The sequence below is a fragment of the Sphingomonas sp. genome, assembly GCF_965200135.1.
Lineage (GTDB): Bacteria > Pseudomonadota > Alphaproteobacteria > Sphingomonadales > Sphingomonadaceae > Sphingomonas.
In genome coordinates, this window is record NZ_CBDATK010000001.1 from 71,142 (window position 1) to 91,671 (window position 20,530).

Annotated in this window: 19 protein-coding genes; 12 read left to right on the plus strand and 7 right to left on the minus strand. The window is 71.2% G+C overall.

Annotated features, from left to right (window positions below):
• Positions 1 to 81 precede the first annotated feature (81 nt).
• Positions 82 to 363: an acyl carrier protein gene (locus ACOFKS_RS00390; protein WP_419807270.1), complete on the minus strand. Its 282-nt coding sequence runs from the start codon at positions 361 to 363 to the stop codon at positions 82 to 84.
• A gap of 75 nt (positions 364 to 438) precedes the next feature.
• Here ACOFKS_RS00390 and ACOFKS_RS00395 point away from each other — a divergent pair, with 75 nt between their 5' ends.
• From ACOFKS_RS00395 to ACOFKS_RS00450, 12 genes are all read left to right on the plus strand, one after another.
• Complete coding sequence (locus ACOFKS_RS00395) at positions 439 to 2,097, plus strand: acyl-CoA ligase (AMP-forming), exosortase A system-associated (protein WP_419807271.1); 1,659 nt, start codon at positions 439 to 441, stop codon at positions 2,095 to 2,097.
• Entirely contained in the window at positions 2,094 to 3,317 is a 1,224-nt protein-coding gene (locus ACOFKS_RS00400; protein ID WP_419807272.1) for a pyridoxal-dependent decarboxylase, exosortase A system-associated, read from the plus strand. The genes ACOFKS_RS00395 and ACOFKS_RS00400 overlap by 4 nt, the downstream gene beginning before the upstream one ends.
• 365 nt (positions 3,318 to 3,682) lie before the next feature.
• The gene (locus tag ACOFKS_RS00405) at positions 3,683 to 4,318 is read left to right on the plus strand and encodes an XrtA/PEP-CTERM system exopolysaccharide export protein (RefSeq protein WP_419807273.1); all 636 of its coding nucleotides are present in this window, start codon (positions 3,683 to 3,685) and stop codon (positions 4,316 to 4,318) included.
• Between the two features lie 12 nt (positions 4,319 to 4,330).
• Complete coding sequence (locus ACOFKS_RS00410) at positions 4,331 to 5,845, plus strand: XrtA system polysaccharide chain length determinant (protein WP_419807274.1); 1,515 nt, start codon at positions 4,331 to 4,333, stop codon at positions 5,843 to 5,845.
• A complete protein-coding gene (locus ACOFKS_RS00415; RefSeq protein ID WP_419807275.1) occupies positions 5,842 to 6,828 on the plus strand; it encodes a chromosome partitioning protein in 987 nt (328 codons plus the stop codon). Before ACOFKS_RS00410 ends, ACOFKS_RS00415 begins: the two co-directional genes overlap by 4 nt.
• Complete coding sequence (locus ACOFKS_RS00420; protein ID WP_419807276.1) at positions 6,825 to 8,429, plus strand: hypothetical protein; 1,605 nt, start codon at positions 6,825 to 6,827, stop codon at positions 8,427 to 8,429. Before ACOFKS_RS00415 ends, ACOFKS_RS00420 begins: the two co-directional genes overlap by 4 nt.
• 11 nt (positions 8,430 to 8,440) lie before the next feature.
• On the plus strand, positions 8,441 to 9,502 hold the full coding sequence (locus ACOFKS_RS00425; RefSeq protein ID WP_419807277.1) for an ExeA family protein: 1,062 nt from the start codon (positions 8,441 to 8,443) through the stop codon (positions 9,500 to 9,502).
• Between the two features lie 4 nt (positions 9,503 to 9,506).
• Complete coding sequence (locus tag ACOFKS_RS00430) at positions 9,507 to 10,463, plus strand: XrtA system polysaccharide deacetylase (protein WP_419807289.1); 957 nt, start codon at positions 9,507 to 9,509, stop codon at positions 10,461 to 10,463.
• Positions 10,460 to 11,494, plus strand: a complete 1,035-nt coding sequence (locus ACOFKS_RS00435; RefSeq protein ID WP_419807278.1) for a FemAB family XrtA/PEP-CTERM system-associated protein — start codon at positions 10,460 to 10,462, stop codon at positions 11,492 to 11,494. Before ACOFKS_RS00430 ends, ACOFKS_RS00435 begins: the two co-directional genes overlap by 4 nt.
• Entirely contained in the window at positions 11,491 to 12,681 is a 1,191-nt protein-coding gene (locus ACOFKS_RS00440) for a TIGR03087 family PEP-CTERM/XrtA system glycosyltransferase (protein ID WP_419807279.1), read from the plus strand. The genes ACOFKS_RS00435 and ACOFKS_RS00440 overlap by 4 nt, the downstream gene beginning before the upstream one ends.
• 74 nt (positions 12,682 to 12,755) lie before the next feature.
• Entirely contained in the window at positions 12,756 to 14,258 is a 1,503-nt protein-coding gene (xrtA, locus tag ACOFKS_RS00445; protein WP_419807280.1) for an exosortase A, read from the plus strand.
• Between the two features lie 3 nt (positions 14,259 to 14,261).
• On the plus strand, positions 14,262 to 16,148 hold the full coding sequence (locus ACOFKS_RS00450) for an XrtA/PEP-CTERM system amidotransferase (protein WP_419807281.1): 1,887 nt from the start codon (positions 14,262 to 14,264) through the stop codon (positions 16,146 to 16,148).
• Between the two features lie 153 nt (positions 16,149 to 16,301).
• Here ACOFKS_RS00450 and ACOFKS_RS00455 read toward each other — a convergent pair whose 3' ends face one another.
• The 6 genes from ACOFKS_RS00455 to ACOFKS_RS00480 all read right to left on the minus strand — a co-directional run bounded on the left by ACOFKS_RS00455 (position 16,302) and on the right by ACOFKS_RS00480 (position 20,476).
• Positions 16,302 to 16,757, minus strand: coding sequence for an MAPEG family protein (locus tag ACOFKS_RS00455; protein WP_419807282.1), 456 nt, complete (start codon positions 16,755 to 16,757; stop codon positions 16,302 to 16,304).
• A complete protein-coding gene (locus ACOFKS_RS00460) occupies positions 16,757 to 17,338 on the minus strand; it encodes an NMCC_0638 family (lipo)protein (protein WP_419807283.1) in 582 nt (193 codons plus the stop codon). The genes ACOFKS_RS00455 and ACOFKS_RS00460 overlap by 1 nt, the downstream gene beginning before the upstream one ends.
• Before the next feature lie 57 nt (positions 17,339 to 17,395).
• Entirely contained in the window at positions 17,396 to 17,581 is a 186-nt protein-coding gene (locus ACOFKS_RS00465) for a hypothetical protein (protein ID WP_419807284.1), read from the minus strand.
• The gene (locus ACOFKS_RS00470; RefSeq protein WP_419807285.1) at positions 17,568 to 18,035 is read right to left on the minus strand and encodes a GreA/GreB family elongation factor; all 468 of its coding nucleotides are present in this window, start codon (positions 18,033 to 18,035) and stop codon (positions 17,568 to 17,570) included. Before ACOFKS_RS00470 ends, ACOFKS_RS00465 begins: the two co-directional genes overlap by 14 nt.
• Entirely contained in the window at positions 18,032 to 19,117 is a 1,086-nt protein-coding gene (locus tag ACOFKS_RS00475; protein ID WP_419807286.1) for a 1,9-bis(guanidino)-5-aza-nonane synthase, read from the minus strand. Before ACOFKS_RS00475 ends, ACOFKS_RS00470 begins: the two co-directional genes overlap by 4 nt.
• A gap of 111 nt (positions 19,118 to 19,228) precedes the next feature.
• Positions 19,229 to 20,476, minus strand: a complete 1,248-nt coding sequence (locus tag ACOFKS_RS00480) for a type III PLP-dependent enzyme (protein ID WP_419807290.1) — start codon at positions 20,474 to 20,476, stop codon at positions 19,229 to 19,231.
• Positions 20,477 to 20,530 lie beyond the last annotated feature (54 nt).

Below are 20,530 nucleotides of genomic sequence, written 5' to 3' on the forward strand. Positions count from 1 at the left end.
TACCCCGTTCGCCCCGAACTTGTCGAAGGGCGTTCGACCTGACGACCGGCGGCGGCCGTGGCCGTCGGACCCGTGAAGGGTTCAGACCAGCGACTTGCGCTCGGCGAAGGCCCGCAGCGCGCCGAACGTCTCCAGCATCTCGCCGTCGACCTCGTCGTCCTCGATCGTGATGCCGAGGCGATCCTCCAGCTCGGTCAGCACGCCCGCGACCGCCATCGAGTCGAGCTCGGGCAGCGCGCCGAACAGCGGTGTCGCGTCGGTAAAGGCGGCGGTGCGGTCGGCCGACAGGCCGAGCACCGTGCCCAGCACGCCGCGCACCGCGGCATCGACCTTGAGAGCATCCTGGGACTGCAAGCGGAGCATCCTGCCGGGGAAAGTCGCGCGCCCTTACGGTGCGGGGGTGAAATGGGCAACGCTTGCGCGCTAAGGACACGCACGATGGTGCCGCTCGATCCTCTTCCGCAGCCGATCGACGGCATCCTGCGCGGGGCGCCCGACGACGTGGCGCTGATCGACCGCGTGGGCACGCTGACCTTCGCCGAGGCGACGGCGGCGGTGGCGGCGATGGCGTCACGGCTGGCGGGGCAGGGGCTGGCGCCCGGCGACCGCGTCGCGGCGTGGCTGCCCAAGACGCGGGTGGCATGCCTGATGCCGCTCGCGGCGGCTCGCGCGGGGCTGGTCTACGTGCCGGTCAACCCGGCGCTGCGCCGCGCCCAGGTCGCGCACATCCTCGCCGACAGCGGCGCGCGATTGCTGGTGACGCAGGACGCGCGCGCGGCGACGCTGGAGGCGGGGGATGTGCCGGACGGGTGCTCCGTCGTTGACGAGGCACACCTGCGTCACCCCGGCCTTGAGCCGGGGTCCCGCTTCTTCGACGCGGGGCAAGGCAGCGGGACCCCGGGGCAGGCCCGGGGTGACGAAGCAGCTCTCGCCCAGATCCTCTACACCTCCGGCTCGACCGGCCGCCCCAAGGGAGTGATGCTCTCCCACGCCAACCTGTGGCTCGCCGCGGTGTCGGTCGCGCATTACCTGAAGCTCACCCCCGCCGACCGCGTCCTCGCGGTGCTGCCGCTGTCGTTCGATTACGGCCAGAGCCAGCTGCTTTCGACCTGGTACGCGGGCGGCAGCGTCGCACCGCTGGACTATCTGACGCCGCGCGACGTGGTGAAGGCGGTAGAGCGCTACGAGGCGACGACGCTCGCCGGGGTGCCGCCGCTGTGGACGCAGCTGCTCGAAGCGGAATGGCCCGATGCCGGCGCCGCGCGGCTGACGCGGCTGACCAATTCCGGCGGCGCGCTGACGCCACGGCTGGTGCGGGGGTTGCGCGCCAGGTTCCCGGCGGCCGATGTCTACGCGATGTACGGACTGACCGAGGCGTTCCGCTCGACCTTCCTCCACCCCGCGTTGATCGACGCGCAGCCCGACGCGATCGGCGGTCCTATCCCGTTCGCGGAGGTCTCGGTGCGACGTCGGGACGGCAGCGTCGCGGCGCCCGGCGAGGCGGGCGAGCTGGTCCATGCCGGGCCGCTGGTGGCGCAGGGCTATTGGCAGGACGCCGAGCGCACCGCGCTTCGGTTCCGCCCCGAACCGGACGGGTCGCTTGCGGTCTGGTCCGGCGACACGGTGGTGGCGGGCGCGGACGGCCTGCTCCGCTTCGTCGGCCGCGACGACGAGATGATCAAGGCGAGCGGCAACCGCATCAGCCCGACCGAGGTCGAGGAGGCGGTGCTCGCGGGCGGCGAAGTGCGGGAAGCGGTGGCGCTGGGGGTGCCGGACGAGCGGCTGGGGCAGGCGATCGTCGTCGTGGTCGCCGGCGACGCGGCGCGCGAGCCCGAGTTGCGCGCGCGCCTCCGGACCGAGTTGCCGAGCTTCATGCAGCCGGCGCGCTACGAATGGCGCGACGGGCTGCCGAGGAATGCCAACGGCAAGCTCGATCGCGCGACGTTGCGGATCGAGTTAAATCCTCCCCGGCACGGGGAGGGGGACCGTCGCGAAGCGATGGTGGAGGGGGATAGCCGCAAGCGAATCACTGGAGGAGAGCCCTCTCCGTCAGCGCTTTGCGCTGCCACCTCCCCGCCAGCGGGGAGGATTGAGTGAAACCGACCGGTCCCATCCCCCCCGACTTCGCCGCGCAATCCGGCGCCCTCCACATCGCCGGCCACCCCGCCGACCGTTACGCCACCACCACGCCCTGCTTCGTCTACGACTCCGCGATCATCGCCGCCCGTATCGAGCGGTTCCGCGCGGCGTTCCCCGCCATCGATCTCCACTACGCGATCAAGGCCAATCCCTTCCCCCCGCTGCTCGCCGCGATCGCGCCGCTGGTCGACGGGCTCGACGTCGCCTCCGCCGGCGAACTCGCGCGCGCCCTGGCCGTCAAGCCGGCCGTCGCGATCAGCTTCGCCGGACCGGGCAAGCGCGACACCGAACTCGCCGCCGCGATCGGGGCGGGCGCGACGATCAACCTCGAGTCCGAGGGCGAAGCGGACCGCGCCTTCGCGCAAGCCGACCGGCTCGGGGTCCGCCCCCGCCTCGCGATCCGCGTCAACCCGGACGTCGAACTGCGCGGCTCCGGCATGCGGATGGGGGGTCGGCCGTCGCCGTTCGGCGTCGATGCCGATCGCGCCGGGGCGCTCGCCCGCCGCGTCATCGATGGGGGCGCGGACTGGCGCGGGTGGCATTTCTACGCCGGCAGCCAGGCGCTGGACGCGCAGGCGATCGTCGACACGCAGGCGGCGACGCTGGCGTTGGCGACGCGGCTGTCCGACGAAACAGGCACCGCGCCGCCGCTGGTCAACCTCGGCGGCGGCTTCGGCGTGCCCTATTTCGCAGGCGACGTCGCACTGGATGTCGAGCGGGTCGGTGCCGGGCTGACCGAGGCGCTCGCCGCCGCGCCGCTGCCGGGCACCCGCTTCGCGATCGAACTCGGGCGCTGGCTGGTGGCGGAATGCGGCGTCTACCTGACCCGCGTCGTCGATCGGAAGGAGTCGATGGGCGAGGTTTTCCTGGTCTGCGACGGCGGCCTCCATCATCAGCTCGCCGCCACCGGCAATCTCGGCACCGTGGTGCGCCGCAACTATCCGCTGGCGCTGGCCCACGCGATCGGCGAGCCGCCGGCGGAGACGGTCAGCGTCGTCGGCCCGCTCTGCACGCCGCTGGACCGCATCGGCGACCATGTCGGCCTGCCCCGCGCCGCAGTCGGCGACCTGATCGCGGTGTTCCTCGCCGGCGCCTATGGCGCGACCGCCAGCCCCGCCGCATTCTTGGGGCATCCGCCGGCGGTGGAGATGCTGGGCGCAGCGAGAGAGACGGAGTAGCGCCCGCTAGCCCGCACTCGCGCCAGCCCGGCCGGCCTCGCGATCAGCGAGGGTCGACGACGCGGCTTTGCCGCGGCGCGGTGCCGCCAGCCTCGCCGCGTTCCGATGGCATCCGCCGGGGGTGGAGAGAATGGCTCCTTAGTCGGGCAAGCGCCGCGGCAAAGCATGTCCTGAGCGCCTGCCTTGCAGGCAGTCGAAGGGCCGCGTCGTCGGTCGTGGCGATGCCACACCGGCCGGCCTTGCACGTCTCGGACGCAGCCTTGCTGCGCCCGTGCGCGCTGCGTCCTAAACGCTATCTTCACCTCTCCCCAGCATAGCCAAAGTCTGTTTCGGCGCTCCCGCACGGGCTCGCCAGGAGGCCAGCCATGCGTTTCGCCCGTCCCGTCCTGACCCTCGGCCTGGCCGCGCAGGCGCTGGCCGCCTGTGGCGGCGGCGCGCGGCCGGCACAGCTGCCGCCCGCCTCCTATGTCGCGGGCACGGAGCAGCCGGGCGAGGAATACGTCATCGGCCCGCTCGACCAGCTCAACATCTTCGTCTGGCGTAACCCCGAGTTGTCGGCAAAGGTCCAGGTCCGCCCCGATGGCCGCATCACCACGCCGCTGGTCGCCGACATGCCCGCGGTCGGCAAGACCCCCGCCGTCCTCGCCGCCGACATGAAAAAGGCGCTGGGCGAATATGTCCGCGACCCGATCGTGCAGGTGATGGTGGAGAATTTCTCCGGCACCTTCAGCCAGCAGGTCCGCATCGTCGGCGCGACCGAAAAGCCCGCGTCGATCCCGTTCCGCGCCAACATGACGCTGCTCGACGCGATGATCGCGGTCGGCGGGCTGAGCCAGTATGCGGCGGGGAACAAGGCGAAGCTGGTCCGCTACGACCGCGACACCGGCCAGCAGCACGAATACCGCATCGACGTCGCGCGCCTGCTCAAGCGCGGCGATTCGTCCGCCAACGTCCGGCTTGCGCCGGGCGACGTCATCATCATCCCGCAGTCGATGTTCTAGGGGAACGCGCGCGTGGGGTCGATCTACGACGAGGTGCGGCTTGCCATCCACGCGGTGTGGACGCGGCGCTGGCTGGCGCTCGGCGTCGCATGGGGCGTGTGCGTGCTCGGCTGGCTGGTCGTCAGCCAGATCCCGAGCCGCTACGAAAGTCGCGCGCGCGTCTTCGTCCAGATGCAGCAACAGCTGTTGCCGCCGACGATGAACGGCGCGCCGGCGCCGCAGACCGACATCGACACGATCCGCCAGACGCTGGTCAGCGCGGTCAACCTGGAAAAGGTGGTGCGCGGCACCGACCTCGCCAACACCGTGTCCAGCGACCGCGACGTCGCCGACCGTGTCGCCGGGCTGGTCCAGAACATCAAGGTCACCGCGCAGCAGAACAACCTGTTCGAGATCACCACCAGCCAGTCGTCGCCGAAGCTGGCGCGGACCGTGACGCAGAAGCTGATCGACATCTTCGTGGAAACGAATCTGGCGGGCGACCGGACGCAGAACGCGCAGTCGCTGCGCTTTCTCGACGGCCAGCTGGCCACGCGGCAAAAGGCGCTGGCGGACGCGGAGGCGAAGCGCGCGGACTTCCAGAACCGCTATCTCGGCTCGCTGCCCGGCACCGGCTCCGTCGCCGACCGCATCGGCGCGTCGCGCCAGCAGATGTCGCAGGTCGACGGCGACCTCGCGGCGGCGACCTCCGCGCTGGCGGCGGTGCAGGGGCAGATGGCGGGCGTCCCCGCCTCGATCCCCGGCGTCGGCCCCGCGCCCGGCATGGGGCCGGCCCGCGCGCGCCTCGCGGCGATCAACGGCCAGCTCGCCGATGCGCGCGCGCGCGGCGACACCGACAACCATCCCGACGTGGTCGCGCTCAAGGCGCAGCTCGCCGTCGCCAGCGCCGCCGCGCGCGGCGAGCCGGCGGGCGACGGCATCGGCGGCACGCCCAATCCGCTCTACCTCTCGCTCCAGTCGATGCGCGCCGACCGCGAGGCCGCCGCGGCGGCGCTCCGCATCCGCAAGGCGCAGCTGCAGGGCGATCTGGATCAGCTCAACGCCAAGCTCGCGCTCGACCCGCAGGTCGCGGCCGATCAGGGCCGGATCGAACGCGACTATCAGGTGCTCAAGGACCAGTACGACCAGCTGCTCGCCCAGCGCGAGCAGATCGCGTTGCGCGGTCAGGCGCAGAGCCAGACCGATCAGGTCAAGTTCTCCGTCATCGATCCGCCGACGACGCCGCGCACGCCGTCCGCGCCCAACCGGCTGCTGCTGCTGACCGGGGTGCTGATCGCCGGGATCGCGGGCGGCATCGGCGCCGCGTTCGCGCTGGCGCAGCTGCGTCAGACCTTCGCGACCGTGCCCAAGCTGGAGCGCGCCGCCGTGATGCCCGTGCTCGGCAGCATCGGCGAGATGGTGACGCGCGCCCAGGCGGAGCGCCGCGCCCGGCGGCTGCGGCTGTTCGCGGGCGGTGCCGGCGCGCTGGTCGCGGCCTATGCGCTGTTGATCGGCGTCGAGTTCCTGCAACGGGGCTTGGCGGCATGAACGACATGACCCGTCCGCCCCGGCCGCACCGCGAGCTGTCGCTGCTGGAACGCGCCGCGCTGTTCCGGCCCGCGACCGTGGCGGAGTCTGCCTCCCGCTTCGTCCCGAGCGAGCTGGAGGCGGCGGCGCGGCTCGCGCCCGTTCCGGCCCCCGTTCCAGCCGCCGACACGCTCGCCGCGATCCCGCCCGAGTTCCTGGCCCACGGCGACGACGCGGACGATTTCACCCCGCCGCCCGAGACCCCGGACGAGACGCGCATCGATCGTGGTCGGCTGGCCGAGACCGGCATGATCGTCCCCGGCGCGCCGATCGGCCCGCTCGCGGAGGAGTTCCGGCTGGTCAAGCGCCAGCTGTTCGTCACCAATCAGCGGCTGGAGGACGGCGGCGAGCCGGAAAAGGCCCGCACGCTGCTGGTCTGTTCGGCGCGTCCCGACGACGGCAAGACCTTTTGCGCGATCAACCTCGCGCTCTCGATCGCCGCCGAGCGCGATACGGAGGTGCTGCTGGTCGACGCCGACGTCGCCAAGCCCGACGTGTGCCGCCGCCTGGGGCTGCCGCCCGGTCCCGGCCTGCTCGACGCGCTCGGCGACGGCGCGATCGACCCGGAGACGCTGGTGGTGACCACCGACGTGCCGCATTTCGCGGTGCTGCCGGCGGGCACCAAGACGGCGATGGATACCGAGCTGCTCGCCAGCGTCCGCTTCCGTGCCGTCATCACCCGGCTGCTCGCCGCCAACCCGCGCCGGCTGATCGTGTTCGATTCACCGCCCGCGCTCGCCGCGTCCCCGGCGGCGGTGCTGGCGATGCTGGTCGGGCAGGTGATGCTGGTCGTCCGCGCCGATCGCACGCCCGAAAGCGAGATCACCGCCGCCGTCCAGGTCCTCGACGGCTGCGACCATATCGGCCTGCTGCTCAACGCCGTGTCGTTCGTCCCCGACCGTCAGCGGTTCGGCAGCTATTACGGTCAGGAGCCGACCCCATGAGCCGTATCGTCCTGCTCGGCACGGGCGCTCTGTTCGCCATCGCCGCTTCGCCGGCGGCGGCGCAGCGCGCGCATACCGAGGTGCATCCGTATATCGAGCTGAGCCAGACGGTCGACGTCGACCTGAAGGGCGGCGACGCGGTCACCTATACGTCCGCCGCCGCCGGGGTCGACGCGACGATCGACACGCTGCGAGCATCCGCGCAGGTCGCCTATCGCTACGAGCATCGCTTCGGCTGGGACCGCGACGACGGCGATTCCGACGTCCATTCCGGCCTCGCCCGCGCCGAGTTCCGCCTGACCCCTGGCGTCACGCTGGAGGGCGGCGCGATCGCCACGCGCACCCGCTACGACATCCGGGGCGAAGCGCCCGGCGTGCTCGGCGCCGACGATCGCAACGTCAGTCAGGTCTACTCGCTCTACGCCGGCCCGACCGTGACCGGCCAGGTCGGCCCGGTGTCGCTCGCGTCGATCTATCGCATCGGGTACACCAAGGTCGACACGCCGGGCTTCTCGCCCGTCCTCGCCGGTCAGCCGCGCTTCAACGCTTACGACTCCTCGGTCGGCCAGATCGCGAACGTCAGCGCCGCGCTGCCGCCACGCGCGCTGCTGCCCGTCGGCCTGACCGCCAGCAGCGGTTTCTCCCGCGAGGATGCCGGCTCGCTCAAGAGCCGTTTCCAGAGCTGGTACGTGCGCGGCGACGCGCTGCTGCCGGTATCGCCCAACCTCGCGGTCGCGGGTGGCGTCGGCTATGAGGAGATCGAGACCAGCGAACGTGCGGCGCTGCTCGCAGCCAACGGTGCGCCCGTCGTCGACCGCAACGGCCGCTTCGTCGTCGATCCCGCCCAGCCACGCCGCGTCGCCTATCGCACCGATGGCGTCTATTGGGACGCGGGCGTCGTCTATCGCCCCAGCCCCCGCACCTCGCTGGAGGCGCGGGTCGGGCGCCGCTACGGCTCGATGAGCTATACCGGCACCGCGACCTGGGCGGCATCGCCGGGCGTCGGTGTCGCGATCGGCGTCTACGATACCGTCACCACCTTCGGCCGCCAGCTGCGTCAGGGCATTTCAAACCTGCCGACCAGCTTCATCGCCACGCGCGACCAGTTCGCCCAGGCCTTCAACGGCTGCACGCTGGGCACGACGGGCGCGGCGCCCGGCGGCTGTCTCGACGGCATCTTCCAGTCGGTGACGGGGTCCAGCTATCGCGCGCGGGGCATCGACGCGGTGGTCAGCGCGACGCGCGGCCGCACCACGATCGGCGGCGGCGTCGGCTATGCCAACCGCAAGCTGTTCTCGCCCGACCGCCCCGGCGTGACGGTGTATGGAATCGAGGACGAGAGCTATTACGCGCAGCTGTTCTTCACCCGCGCGCTGTCGCCGGTGTCGGGCGTCACCGCGCAGGCGTTCGCCGACTATTACGAGCCGGGTTTCGCGGGATCGGACGATGTGCTGTCGACCGGCGCGACGGCGAGCTATTACCATAATTTCGGCCGGCTCGGCACCAGCGCGTCGGTCGGCATCTATTCGTTCCGCGTCGGCGACGGGGTGGACACGGCGTTGCGCGGCCAGGCGCTGCTCGGCGCGCGGTACACGTTCTGAAGGGGGCCAGGATGATCGAGCAACATTTCGGCTTCACCGCCAAGCCGTTCGCGCTGACGCCGGACCCGCGCTTCTGGTTCGAGACCGCGACGCACCGCAAGGCGATGGCATATCTGGGCTATGGCCTGGCGCAGCGCGAGGGTTTCATCGTCGTCACCGGCGACATCGGCGCGGGCAAGACGACGCTGATGGGGCATCTGCTCGCCACCATCGACCGCACGCCGCTCCACGTCGTCCAGATCGTCTCCACCGCGATCGACGCGCCCGACCTGCTCCGCATCGCCGCCGCGCAGCTCGACATCGAGACGGCGGGGCTGGAAAAGGCGCAGCTGCTGGTCGCGATCGAGCGCGGCTTCCACGCCGTCGCGCGGAGCGGCAAGCGCACGCTGATCGTCGTCGACGAGGCGCAGGCGCTGCCGGTCGACTCGCTGGAGGAGCTGCGGATGCTTTCCAACATCCAGGCCGGCGGTCATGCGCTGACGCAGATCGTGCTGCTCGGCCAGCCCGAGTTCCGCGACCGGCTGAACGGGTCGGACAAGCTGGAACAGCTGCGCCAGCGCGTGATCGCGATCCACCACCTCGACCCGATGGAGGAGGAGGAAGTCGCCGACTATCTCGCCCACCGGCTGCAGCTGGTCGGCTGGCAGGGCCGTCCCGACTTCACCGACGATTCCTTTGCGGCGTTGTACGAAGCGACGGACGGCGTGCCGCGCCGCCTCAACCTCCTCGCCGCGCGCGTGCTGTTGCAGGCGGCGGTGACGGGCGACGACCTGATCGACGCGGCCATGGTGTGCGCGGTGGAGCAGGATATGGCGGCGGACCTGCCGGGGCCTGGCTCACCGGCGGAGCAGGTGCTCCTGCGAAGGCAGGAGCCTAGGGCCACGAGCGACGCCGCTTCGGACCCTGGGCGCCCGCCTGCGCGGGAACACGAGCCCAGCGGCGCGGATACGGACAAGCGCATCGCCGAGCTCGAAGCGCGCCTGCAGGAACAGGACCAGGCGCTGCGCCGCGTGCTGACGCTGCTGGTCGATTGGGTCGAGGCGGACGCCCCGTCGCGCGCCCGTGCGGCCTGAGGCGATCCGCAACGCCCTGTCCGTCGACGTCGAGGACTGGTTCCAGGTCGGCGCGTTCGAGCGCGTCATCGACCGGGCCGATTGGGACGGCCTCGACCGCCGCGTCGAGCGCAACACCGACGCGGTGCTGGCGCTGTTCGCCGAGACGGGGGTGCGCGCGACCTTCTTCACGCTCGGCTGGGTCGCGCACCGGCATCCCGCGCTGATCCGCCGCATCGTCGACGCGGGGCACGAGGTCGCCAGCCACGGCTGGGACCACGCCCGCGTCTTCACCATGACCGCGCCCGCGTTCCGCGCCGATCTCGCCCGCGCGCGCGCGGCGCTGGAGGATGCGGCCGGCGTCGCGGTCACCGGTTATCGCGCCCCCAGCTTCTCGATCGACGCGCGCACTCCCTGGGCGTTCGACGAGCTGGCGGCGGCGGGCTATGCCTATTCTTCCAGCGTCGCGCCGCTGCGCCACGACCATTATGGCTGGCCCGAGGCGCCGCGCTATGCCTTTCGCCCGCTCGCCGACGCCGCGCTGATCGAGCTGCCCGTCACCGTCGCGCAGTTCGGCGTCAGGCGGCTGGCGACCGGCGGCGGCTTCTTCCGCCTGCTCCCCGCCGCGCTGACGGATTTTGCGGTGCGGCAGGTCAATCGCGAGCGGCAGCCGGCCGTGTTCTATTTCCACCCGTGGGAGATCGACCCGGCGCAACCCCGCGTCGCGAACGCGCCGCTCAGGTCGAAGCTGCGCCACTACAGCCGCCTCGGCGCGATGGCGGGCAAGCTGCGCGGCCTGATCGCGCGGCACGAGTGGGGCAGGGTGGACGCGGTGGTCGCGTCGCTCCGCGTGCCGGCAGCGCCACCCCGGCGCAGGCCGGGGCCCAGTTGCGATGAGCTGAGCGAGGAAGCGCAGCACTCGCCAACCGATCGCGTTGCACCTGGGCCCCGGCCTGCGCCGGGGTGGGGAAAAGCGGCGTGACCTTCCAGTCCGCCACCCTGATCGGAATCCGCGAAGCCGACCTCCGCGATCGCGCCGACGCCGCGCGGCTCGACGCCTTCGTCCGCGCGCATCCAGACGCCACGCCCTTCCACCTCCCCGGCTGGAGCCGCGCGGTCGAGACCGGCTGCGGGCAGCGCGCGCGCTACCTCGTCGCCGAACGCGCGAACGGCGAGATCGCGGGCGTCCTCCCGCTCACCGAGATGCGCTCCCCGCTGTTCGGCCGCGCGCTCGTTTCCGCCGGGTTCGGGGTCGGCGGCGGCGTGCTCGGCGATGCGGTCGAGGAGCTCGCGAGCGGCGCCTGGGCGCTGGCGGCACGGCTCGGCTGCCCCTCGGTCGAGCTGCGCGGCGGCCCCGGCTCGGCGGGATGGAGCAACGACGACACCACCTATTGCGGCTTCGCCCGCGACCTCGCCGCCTCCGACGACGCCGACCTCGCCGCGATCCCGCGCAAGCAGCGTGCCGAGGTCCGCCGCGCGCTCGGCAACGAGCTGGAGGTCGGTTCCGGCACCCTCGCCGATCACTATCGCGTCTACGCCGAGTCGGTCCGCAACCTCGGCACGCCGGTGTTCCCCGCCGCGTTGTTTCGCGCCGTCGCCGCCGAACTCGACACCGACATCCTCACCGTCCGGCACCGGGGCAGGCCGGTCGCGAGCGTGCTCAGCCTGTACCTCGACGGCACCGTCTATCCCTATTGGGGCGGTGGCACCGCGGCGGCCCGCGCGCTACGCGCCAACGACCGCATGTACCTCGCGCTGATGAGCCATGCGCGGGCACGCGGCTGCACCCGCTTCGACTTCGGCCGGTCGAAGGCGGGGACCGGCGCGGCGGCGTTCAAGAAGAACTGGGGCTTCGCGCCCGTGCCGCTGACCTATTGGCGGCGCAGCGACGGTCCGCCGCGCACGGTCAATCCGCTCGATCCGAAATACGCGCTGATGGTGCGGACGTGGCGGCGGCTGCCGCTGCCGGTCGCCAACGCGCTCGGGCCGTGGCTTTCGCGGGGGCTGGGGTGACCAACCTGCTCTTCCTCGCGCACCGCGTGCCGTATCCGCCTGATCGCGGCGACAAGATCCGGTCGTATCAGGTGCTGCGGCATCTGGCGCAGCGCGCGCGCGTCCACCTCATCGCCTTTGCCGACGATCCGGCCGACGAGGTTGCCGCGCCTGAACTGACCGCGCTGACCGCCAGCTGCACGATCGTGCCTCGCCGCAAGGGCCGGGTCAGCGCGACGCTGGAAGCGCTGACCGGCGGCCGTGCCGTGTCGCTCACCGCGTTCGACCATCCCGCGATGCACGCCGCCGTCGCCGCCGCGCCGCCGGTCGACGCGACCTACTGTTTCTCCGGCCAGATGGCGCAATATCTGCCGATGGCCGGCCCGCCCGCGTTCATGGATTTCGTCGACGTCGACTCGGCCAAGTTCGCCGATCTCGCCACCCGCCGCTCACCCCTGCGCCGGCTATACGCCCGCGAGGCGCGGCTGCTCGGCGCTTGGGAGCAGGCGGTGTCGCGCCGGGTCGCCGCCAGTCTGTTCGTGACCGCGGCGGAGGCCGAATTGTTCGAGGCGCGCGGCGGCGGCGGGCGCGTGACGGTGGTGGAGAACGGCATCGACGCGGCCCATTTCGATCCCACCGCCACCTTCGCCCGCCCGGACGAGACCGGCCCGCTGATCGTGTTTACCGGTCAGATGGACTATGCGCCCAATGTCCAGGCGGTACGCTGGTTCGCGCGCGCGGTATTCCCGGCGCTGCTGGCGCGCCATCCCACCGCGCGGTTCGCGATCGTCGGCCGCGCCCCGACCCCCACCGTGAAGCTGCTGGCGCGTCAGCCCGGCGTGCTGGTCACCGGCGAGGTGCCCGACGTCCGTCCCTGGCTCGCCGCCGCCGCGGTGTGTGTCGCCCCGCTGCGGCTCGCGCGCGGGGTGCAGAACAAGGTGCTGGAGGCGATGGCGATGGCCCGCCCGGTGATCGCCTCGCCACAGGCGGCGGAGGGCATCGATCATCAGGGCACGATCTTCGTCGCGGGCGGCGATCCGCGGCGCTGGGTGGCGGCGGTCAACGCGATCCTCGACACGCCGGTCGGCACCGACCCGATCGGCGCGCGCGCGCGGGCGCAGGTGCTCCGGCGCTATGACTGGGCCGCACGGCTGGCGCCGCTGGACGGGCTGCTCGGGCTGGAGCTGGCGAAGCGGGCGGCGGCGTGACAGCGTCCACGCCCGCGTCCCCGCTGTCGCCGTCATCCCCGCGCAAGCGGGGACCCATCTCCTTCGCGCGGGAGATGGGTCCCCGCTTGCGCGGGGATGACGAGGTGGTGGCGGGGTGGCACCGTCACCTCCTCGCTCTCGCCCTCACCGCCGTCACCCTACTCATCCTCTTCCACCGCGACGTCGCCGACCTCACCCACATCTGGTGGACCTCCACCACCTTCGGCCACTGCCTCTTCATCGCCCCCGTTATCGGGTGGCTGGTGTGGCAGCGCCGCCCCGACCTCGCCCACCTCACCCCGGTCGCCTGGGCGCCCGGCCTGCTGCTCATCGCGGGCGGTGGGCTGGTCTGGCTGGTCGGCGACGCCAGCTCCACCGCGCTGTTCCGTCAGGCTGGGTTGGTCGCGATGCTCGACGGCGCGGTCGTGACGCTGCTCGGCCCCAACGTCGCGCGCGGCCTGATCTTCCCGCTCGCCTACGCCGCCTTCCTCGTCCCTTTCGGCGACCAGATCGAGGGCCCGCTCCAGCAGGTCACCGTCGCGATGGTGATGCCGCTGCTCCATCTCGCCGGGGTGCCGGCGCAGGTCGACGGCGTCCTGATCCACGTCGGGCATGACTGGTTCGAGGTGGCGGAGGCATGCTCGGGCGCGAAGTTCGTCCTCGCGATGGTCGCGTTCGGCGTGCTCGTCGCCAATCTCTGCTTTACCGGCCGGCGGCGCCGCGCGGTGTTTCTGGCCGCCTGCGTCGTCGTGCCGGTGCTGGCGAACGGCGTCCGCGCGTTCGGGACGATCTATGCCGCGCACCTGACCAGCGTCGCGGCGGCGACCGGGTTCGACCACATCGTCTATGGCTGGCTGTTCTTCGCCGCCGTCATGGCCGCGACGATCGCGCTGGCGTGGCGCTGGTTCGACCGCGCGCCCGACGCGCCCGCCTTCGACCCCGCGAGATTGCAGGCGACGCCCCGTCGCACGGTGCCGCCCGCGCTCGCCGCCTGCCTCGTCCTGGCCCTCGCGGCGGCGTTCCCCGCCTGGAGTGCCGCCGCCAACCGCGCCGCGTCGCTGCCCCCGCATCTCGACCTGCCCGCCGTCCCCGACTGGCACCGCGCGCCGCTGTCGACCCGCGCGCCATGGCAGCCGTTCCACCCCGGCGCCGATCACACGCTGTTCGGCCGCTACGAGGACGCGGGAGGCAACGCCGTCGACATCGGCGTCGCGGTCTATGCCCGCCAGCGCGAGGGCGCGGAGCTGGTCAGCTTCGGCACCGGTGTGCTGCGCGAGGACGATCGCTGGGTGCGGATCGCCGACCTGCCGCCGATCGCGGGCGGCGATGCCATCCGCATGACCATGGCCGGTGCCGTAGAGCGCGTCGTCGCGACATGGTATCGGGTCGGCGACATGCCCGCCGCCAGCCCTGCCGCCGTCAAGCTCGCCACCGCCGCCGCGCGGCTCACCGGCGGGTCCAACCGCGCGATCGTCGTCCATCTGTCCGCCGAGGTCCGGCCCGGCCGCGACGCCGCCGCCGCGATCGCGCGCTTCCGCCAGGCGCTCGGACCCCTGCCGCACGCCGCCGGGCTATAGCCGATGTGCGGTATCGCCGGGCTGTTTCACCCCGGCACCCCCAAGCCGGTCGAGCCGCAGCGCATCGCGCGCATGATCGACGCGCTCGCGCATCGCGGGCCGGACGGGGAGGGGATCTGGACCGCGCCCGGCGTCGGCCTCGGCCATCGTCGCCTGTCGATCATCGACCTCGCCGGCTCGCCGCAGCCGATGCACGGGGCCGACGGCACGCTCAGCCTGCTCTTCAACGGCTGCATCTATAACTATCGCGAGCTGCGCGCGGAGCTGGCCGATCGCTGGGTGTTCCGCAGCGATGGCGATACGGAGGTGCTGCTCGCTGCCTGGGCCGCGTGGGGGCCGGCGATGCTCGACCGGCTCGACGGCATGTTCGCGCTGGCGCTTCACGACGCCCGCACCCAGTCGCTGTTCCTCGCCCGCGATCGGTTGGGGGTGAAGCCGCTCCATTATGCCGAACTCGCCGACGGCAGCGTCGCCTTCGCGTCGGAGCTGAAGGGGCTGCTCGCGCACCCGCTGCTGCGCCGCGAACCGGACCTGAGCGCGGTCGAGGACTTCCTCGCCTGGGGCTATGTCCCCGACGACAATTGCATCGTCGCGGGCGTGAAGAAGCTGGCGGCCGGCCATTATCTCCACCTCCGCCGTGGCCACCCGGTGCCGATGCCGACGCGGTGGTGGCAGGTGTCCTTCGCCGATCGCGCCAAGGGGTCGGCGCGCGACCTGGAGGCCGAACTGCTCGACCGGCTTCGCACCGCCGTCCGCTCGCGCCTCGTCGCCGACGTGCCGCTCGGCGCCTTCCTGTCGGGCGGGGTCGACAGCTCGGCGGTCGTCGCGCTGATGGCGGAGGCGAGCGCGCGGGCGGTCAAGACCTGCACGATCGGCTTCGACGAGGCCGGCCATGACGAGCGCGCCTATGCCGATCTCGTCGCGCAACGCTTCCACACCGAGCACCGCACTCGCGTCGTCCGGTCCGACGACCTCGCGCTGGTCGACACGCTGGTCCACGCCTTCGACGAGCCCTTCGCCGACGCCTCCGCGCTCGCCACCTATCAGGTCAGCGCGCTCGCCCGCGAGAGCGTGACGGTGGCGCTGTCGGGGGACGGCGCCGACGAGGCGTTCGCCGGTTATCGCCGCCAGCGCTTCCAGGCCACGGAAGAGCGCGTCCGCGCGCTCATGCCCGGCCCGCTGCGCCGCACCGCCGGGGCGCTGGGTAGCGTCTACCCCAAGGCCGACTGGGCACCGCGCCCGTTGCGCGCCCGCACCACCCTGCTGGCGCTCGCCGCAGATGGCGACGAGGCTTACGCGCGTGCGGTCGGCGTCACTCCGCCGGAGGTCCGTGCGCGGCTGTTCTCCGCCGGGGCGCGCCGCCACCTCGCCGGCTATCGCGCGGAGGATCGCTGGATCGCCGCGATGCGCGCCGCCCCCGCGCGCGATCCGCTCGACCGCGCGCAATATGCCGACCTGACGCGCTGGCTGCCGGGCGGGATGCTGACCAAGGTCGACCGCACCAGTATGGCGGTGGGGCTGGAGGCGCGCGAGCCGCTGCTCGACCATCGCCTGGTCCAGTTCGCCGCGACGCTGCCGGTATCGATGCGGATCAGGGGCGGGCAGGGCAAATGGCTCATGAAGCGTGCGCTGGAGCCGTTCCTGCCGCGCGAGATCCTCTACCGGCCCAAGATGGGGTTCGTCACCCCGGTCGGCGCGTGGTTCCGCGGCGCGCTGGCGGACGAGGCCGCCGCGCTGTCGCGGTCGAAGACGCTGGCGGAGACCGGCTGGTTCGACCTGCCGGTGCTGGAACGCCTCGCCCACGACCACCGCGCCGGTCGCGCCGAGCACGGGCGGACGCTGTGGCAGTTCCTGATGCTGGAACGCAGCCTCAAGCAATTGTTCGGTTAGCGTCCGATTCAGGCAAGCCGAAACGGCATATTCTCCGTCACTCCGGGCTTGACCCAGGGGTCCCGCTTCTTCTGCTTGCGGCCGTGATAACAGCGGACCCCGGCTCAAGGCCGGGGTGACGAGTGTCTCAGATCAGCCGGATCAAACGCTAGGTTACCAAGGCACCTTCACTTCCCACACGGCCAGCCCCGCGCGGACCGCCAGCGCGAACAGCAACATCGAAGAGATCGCGAATAGGCCGAACCGGGCGCTGACGCGATTGATCGACGCTTGCCAGATGCTGTGGACTATGCGGAACGTCACATAGCCCCACACCGCGACGCGCGTCGGAAAGTCGTTCGCCCCCGCCAGCGCCAGCACGATCGCCACGGCGTAGAAGGCGGTCGGCTGTTCCAGCAGGTGGTTGTAATTGTGCGACGGCCACTGCGTCCTGGCGGGCAGGACGCGGTCGGCATCGGTGCCCTTGCCGCCGACCATGCCGCCGAGGTCGATGCCGGCCTTCTTCAGCGCCGGCATCCTCGCGCCCAGCGTCCACACCAGCATAATCATCGTCCATGCCGCCAGCACCACCACGGGCTGCAGCAGCGCCAGATTCGTTCCCGTTCCCATCATCCCTCTTTCAATTGATGGACCAGCCGGCGATCGATGCCGGTCTCGCCCGCCGCGCGTCGCGCCGGGTCGGTGATCGTCTGGTCGATGATATACAGCGCCTCGCTGCCGCCGCTCGGCACCATCCGCTGCGCGCCGCCCGCGCTGATATGGATGTCGCCGCGATCCATGTTCGTCGGCGGCATCGTGATCCAGCCCGTCGCGGTGGCCATATAGGGGTCGGCGACCGCGCGATACGGCGCCAGGTCGGGCGTTCCGGCGGCCGCCGGCCAGCGCACCGAGCAGGCGTGGTAGGGCGGCAGCTCCAGGAACACGAGCACGGTCTTGCCGTCGTCGTCGAAGCTCCAGCCGCGCGCCGGATCGTCGTTCATCGTCACCCGCACCTGCTCGGGCGTCAGCGGCGTCACGCCCTTGCGGGTCATCGCCCGATCGATCGCGCCGTCGTTCGGGAACGCCTTCAGGCAGACCTCCTCGTAAAGCGCCGCCATTCGCGGCAGGCGCGGGTCGGTGACGAGCGGGACCGACGGCGCCGGCACCGCGGCGGCCTGAGCGAGCAGCCCGAACAACACTGTACCGATCATCTCAACCCCCTTTGCAGACACGGTCAGCGTGGCCGACCGGCGTCCCCGCGTCCAGCCCTAGCGGAGCTTGGCGATCGCCAGTCCGTCCTGCTTGGCGCGGTCCTTGATCGACTCCTCGGATCGCCTCAGCGCCTTGCCGATCGCTTTCAGCGCCATGCCCTTCTTGGCGAACTGGTGCAGCTTCTGGATCTCGTCGGTCGTCCAGGGCTGTTTGTGGCGCTCGAAACCCTCACCCTTCGCCATCGCCGACCTCCACGATTTCGATCGCATCGGTGCGCCCGCCGAAGTCGACCCGCTCGCCCGCTTCCGCCCCGATCAGCGCCTGCGCCAACGGCGCGGCGAAGCCGATCAGCCCCGCCGCCGGGTCCGCCTCGTCCGCGCCGACGATCGTCAGCGTCCGCGCGCCGCCGTTGAGCCGGAACGTCACCCGCGCGCCGATGCCGATCTGCCCGGCGGCAGGCGCGGGCGCGACCTCGGCGGTCGTCTGCCGCGTGTGCCAATAGCGCAGCTCGCGACGCAGCGCCGTCAGCCGCTCCGCATCGCCCTCGCCGGCGATCGCGGCCTCCAGCCCGGCCACCTTCGCGTCGATCAGCCGCTTGCCTCGCCCCGTGACCGGGTTCGGCCCGGCCGGGATCGGCAACTCGAACTTGGGCTCCAGATGCTCCTCGTCCGACTCCCGCCGAAAAGCGACGCTCATGGCTTGTCGAACAGCGTCGCCCAGCGCCGCACCGGCCGATCCTTCCACAGCCCGCGATGATAGGCGTCCGACGCCAGCAGCGGCATTACCGAGCCGGCTTCGGCGAACACCATCTGCTCGATGCCGGTGTTGACCTTGCCCCAGCTCGCCGCCTCCTGCAGCGTCGAGGACGAACACGCCCCGTCGCGCACGTCGGCGACGGTGATCTGCACCGCGTATTTGTGCACCTCGACGTCCTCGTGGCCCAAGATTTCGGCGCAGACGACGGTATCCTGGATGAAGTTCTTGGGCACGCCGCCGCCGATCATCAGCAGGCCGGTCGTCCCCGCCGCGATCTTGATTTCGGTCAGCTCGCGAAAATCCGCCACCGCGTCGATCATCAAATACGGCTTCCCCGCCTTGGCGCGGTCGACCTGATGCTTGACCAGCCCGAACCCGGCCGAGGAATCCACGAACGCCGGGCAGAAGATCGGCACGTCATGCTCGTAGGCGAGCTTGACGAGACTGTTGTCCTTCTTGCCGTGCTCGACCAGATACTTGCCCATCTCGCGGATGAACGCGCGGCTGGAATAGGCCCTCGGCTCCAGCTGCTCGCACAGCGCACCGATCGTGTGGTCGCAATCCTGCAACTGCTCTTCGTCGATATAGGTGTCGTAGATGCGGTCGATGTAGAGCGAGCGCAGCGTGTCGTCGTCGGGCACTTCCAGCGCCTGATAATGCTTGTGACCCAGCCCCTCGAAGAAATCCATGTCGACGATGGTCGCGCCGGTCGCGACGATGCCGTCGACCATGTTGTTGCGGACCAGCTCCGCATACAGGTCCATGCACCCGCCCGCGCTGGTCGAGCCGGCGATCACCAGGAAAATGCTGCAATCCTTGTCGGCGAGCATCTGGTTATAGATCTCGGTCGCGCGGCCCAGGTCGCGGCTGGTGAAGCTCATGTCCTTCATCGCATCGACGATCGGGCGCGCGTCGAACGAACGGATGTCGATATGCTTAACCTGCTTCGACAGTAGCTCCGCCTTGCGGTTGGAGGTGTCGACGGGCTGCGCCGCGGCGGTCTTGACGAGGGAATCGGTCATGGAAAATCCTAAGCGAATAGCACCGTCACCCCGGCCTTGAGCCGGGGTCCCGCTTCTTCTTCTGGCCAAGGCAGCGGGACCCCGGCGAAGGGCCGGGGTGACGAATGGAAGTTACAGCGTGACGACGTTCGAGACGGGCTTATGCTCCATCTCGACGTACAGCGACGCCATCGGCTCGTCCGCGACCACCACCGTCTCGGCCGATCCGAACCCGTTGAACCCGGTCCGCATCGCCGCGCCGTAGGCGCCGAGCATCCCGATCTCCAGGTAATCGCCCGCCTTGACGTCCGCCGGCAACAGGAACGGTCCGGCCATATGGTCCATGTCGTCGCAGGTCGGGCCGTAGAAGCTGAACGGATGCTCGCGCACCGTCGATTCAGGCTCGCGCAGCAGCGTCACGGGGAACCGCCAGCCGATATGCGCGGCATCGAACAGCGCGCCGTACGCGCCGTCGTTGATGAACAGCTCGTTGCCGCGCCGCTTCTCGACCCGCACCACCAGCGAGGAATATTCCGCGCACAGCGCCCGGCCCGGCTCCGCCCACAGCTCGGCGGAATAGGACACCGGCAGGCTCTCGAACGCACGCTCGATCGCCTGGAAATACAGCTCCAGCGGCGGCGGCTCCATGCCCGGATAGGTCGACGGGAAACCGCCCCCGACATCGACCACGTCGACCGTCACCGCCGCCTCGACGATGGCGGCGCGAACGCGCTCCATCGCCTGCGTATAGGCTTCCGGCGTCATCGCCTGCGACCCGACATGGAAGCACAGCCCCAGCGCATCCGCCGCCTGCCGCGCCGCGAACAGCAGCTCCTTCGATTCGTGCGGCAGCACGCCGAACTTCGACGCCAGCGAGTATTTCGCGTGCTCGGACGACACGCGCAGCCGGACGCACAGCGTCAGGTCGGCGGCCGGCTCGCCCGCATCGGTCGCGGTGGCGCGGAGGATCTTCTCCAACTCGTCCATCGCGTCCAGCGAGAACACGCGCACGCCGTACTTCCAATACGCCTCCGCGATCGCCTCCTCGGCCTTGACCGGATGCATGAAGCACAGCGTCGCCCCCGGCAGCGTGCGCGCGACCAGCCGCACCTCGGCGATCGAGGCGACGTCGTAATGCGTGATGCCGCTGTCCCACAGGATCTGCAGGAGTTCGGGCGACGGATTCGCCTTGACCGCATACATCGAGCGACCCGCGAACTTCTCGACGAAGAAGCGGGCGGCCCGTGCCGCGGCGTGCGGTCGGACGAGCGTCACCGGATCGACCGGTGCAGCCTTGGCGATGTCGATGGCGGAACCCGTAACGGAGGAGCCGCCGGTCGAGAGGGGCGCTAGCCCCAACGCGCGATGATGCTGGTGCAATTCAAGGGACCTCCAATGGCCTTTCGGCACGACACTCAAAAGCTGCCTTGCGGT